The sequence below is a fragment of the Shewanella sp. 11B5 genome, assembly GCF_002836795.1.
Lineage (GTDB): Bacteria > Pseudomonadota > Gammaproteobacteria > Enterobacterales > Shewanellaceae > Shewanella > Shewanella frigidimarina.
In genome coordinates, this window is sequence record NZ_PJAP01001033.1 from 1 (window position 1) to 2,595 (window position 2,595).

General features: G+C 43.6%; 2 protein-coding genes and 1 pseudogene. 1 reads left to right on the top strand and 2 read right to left on the bottom strand.

Annotation, left to right across the window (positions count from 1 at the left end; all coding sequences use genetic code 11):
- A pseudogene (locus CXF78_RS19920) lies at window positions 1-145 on the bottom strand (biotin synthase); the annotation flags it as partial.
- A gap of 114 nt (window positions 146-259) precedes the next feature.
- Here CXF78_RS19920 and bioA point away from each other — a divergent pair.
- Window positions 260-1,594, top strand: a complete 1,335-nt coding sequence (bioA, locus tag CXF78_RS19925) for an adenosylmethionine--8-amino-7-oxononanoate transaminase (protein WP_102037735.1) — start codon at window positions 260-262, stop codon at window positions 1,592-1,594.
- Window positions 1,595-1,669: 75 nt separating this feature from the next.
- Here the strand turns inward: bioA and CXF78_RS19930 are convergent, their stop codons facing one another.
- The gene (locus tag CXF78_RS19930) at window positions 1,670-2,563 is read right to left on the bottom strand and encodes a LysR family transcriptional regulator ArgP (RefSeq protein WP_102037736.1); all 894 of its coding nucleotides are present in this window, start codon (window positions 2,561-2,563) and stop codon (window positions 1,670-1,672) included.
- Window positions 2,564-2,595: the final 32 nt, after the last annotated feature.

The following is a 2,595-nucleotide window of genomic DNA, read 5'->3' on the forward strand; positions in this document are numbered from 1 at the left end:
ATAGGCGGCTGATCTGCACTTCGTTAGGGTCAAACGTTTCACGATGAATACTGTGAGCTTTAAACAATAAATCATTCATAGGCAGCGCAAACAATGCTTCAATTTGTGCTTTTTGCCAATCGTGACGAACTTCAGCTAACGACATGGATCATTCCTTTATTTTGATTTTATGTTGGCTAGGATACCCTGAGCCCGTAAACTGTCAACGCAGCAACCACTTTACGCTTTACTAGCGGTCAAAAAAAGAGCACTTATAATTATGCCACTTTCCGATACAAATACCACAATCGATTATGCTTTCGATGCACAACATATCTGGCACCCATACACCTCTATGACCCAGTCTCTGCCTGTATATGGAGTCGTTTCAGCACAAGGTTGTGAGTTGACTTTAGATGATGGAAAAGTACTTATAGATGGCACCAGTTCATGGTGGTCTTGTGTGCATGGTTATAGTCATCCGACCATTTTGGCCGCTATGCAAAAGCAGCTATCACAGCTCAGTCATGTGATGTTTGGCGGCATAACCCATCAGCCAGCCATTGAGACCTCAAAACGCTTAGTGCAGATGACCAGCGATAACTTAACTAAGGTTTTCTTAGCTGATTCAGGCTCAATTGCTGTGGAAGTTGCGCTAAAAATGGCGCTGCAATATTGGCAGGGGCGAAACCAGCCGCAAAAGCAACGGATTATGACTGTAAAAAGTGGTTATCATGGTGATACTTTTGCCGCGATGAGCGTATGTGATCCTGATGGTGGAATGCACACCATGTTCGGTAATAATGTGACGAGACAAGTCTTTATCCCTGCGCCAACCTCAAAGTTTGACGAAACGTTGAATCAAACCGATACACTCGCATTAAATGCCGCATTTACGCAACACCATCAAGATATTGCTGCGGTGATTATTGAACCCATCATGCAAGGTGCTGGTGGAATGCGTTTTTACTCACCAGCTTATTTAGTTAAACTTCGCCAACTTTGCGACCAATACGATGTGCTATTGATATTAGACGAAATAGCTACCGGATTTGGCCGTACTGGCACCCTCTTCGCTTATGAGCATGCCAATATTGAGGCCGATATTTTATGTGTAGGTAAAGCCTTAACCGGTGGATATATTAGCCTCGCAGCCACCTTATGTAGTGACGAAGTGGCCAATGGTATTAGTGATTCGCCCGCCGGTGTGTTTATGCATGGCCCTACTTTTATGGGGAATCCATTGGCATGTGCTGCAGCAACCGCTAGCTTAGACTTATTGCTTGCCGGCGATTGGCAACAGCAGGTAAAAGACATTGAAACGCATTTAATAAGCACCTTACCCGCAGCCATGACGTCAAAAGAGGTTAAAGATGTACGAGTACTTGGCAGTGTCGGCGTAATCGAAATGCACTCGCCAGTGAATACCGCAGCCTTACAAAAAGCCTTTGTTGACTTAGGTGTGTGGGTAAGGCCTTTTAGCCGCTATATCTACATCATGCCGCCTTACACTATTAGCGCTGCACAATTAACCCAACTAACCTCGGCCATGTTGTTAATTGCCGATACCCTTATTCCTACCGAAGAGAATCAAACGTTGATTAGCCATGGATAATCAAAGCAGGTCTATTCACTGCTTGGGTAAGTCTCAATTTGGGCCCGTCTCAGCTTAGGTAGATCAAAGTTTAGCTTAATCTAATACCGATTGAGCGTGGGCAATAATGGCATCTGAAACGTCTTTATAGACACCTTTAAGTAAAATCCAATGGTGCCAGTAAAGCGTTTCAGTGATGATATGGTCTTTACATATGTGCACTAACTCACCAGTGGCTAGTTCTGGTTTAATTTGCGTTTTTGGTACTAAACAATAGGCAGCACCATGTTTAGCCATGGTCACAAAAGCATCTGATGAACGCACAGCATGTAATGGATATTCACCTTGCATCAAACCAAAATGCTGTTGAATATAACGTGTGTGCATATTGTCTTTATGATCAAACGCAATACCCGGTGCTTTTCTAAGGCTGTCAGCACTAATGCCGTTCGGGAAATAATGACGACTAAACTCAGGTGACGCCACTAGCAGATAGTCGACACAGCCTAATCGAGTTAATTGACAACCTTTAATCGGTGTAGATTGCACCGAAATGGCACCAAAAGCTTGGCCATCCTTTAATCGATTAATCGTACGAGCTTCACCTTCAATCAGCAGATTTATCTCAACTAAATGTGACTTAATCACTGGGGCTATTGCCGGAATGAGCCAAGTTGCCAAAGTGTCGGCATTGGTGGCGATATTCAGAGTTAACGGAGTCTGGGGCGAATGAGGCATAGCACTAGGAAGTACGTCAGCTTCTAGCTGTACCACTTGGTAATAGTGCTTTAAGAGCTGCTTACCTAAATCTGTAGTTTGAATAGGTTGGCTTCTAATCAATACTGGTTGAGCAAACTGTTGCTCTAATTGTTTAATCCGCTGTGACACCGCCGATTGCGATAAGCACAACACACCTGCTGCACGCTCAAAACTTTGTTCTTTAATCACACAACTCAATGCTTGCAGCAATTTATAATCAAGTTTACTCATTGTTTTACCAACTCATTAAATCCCCTGAAACC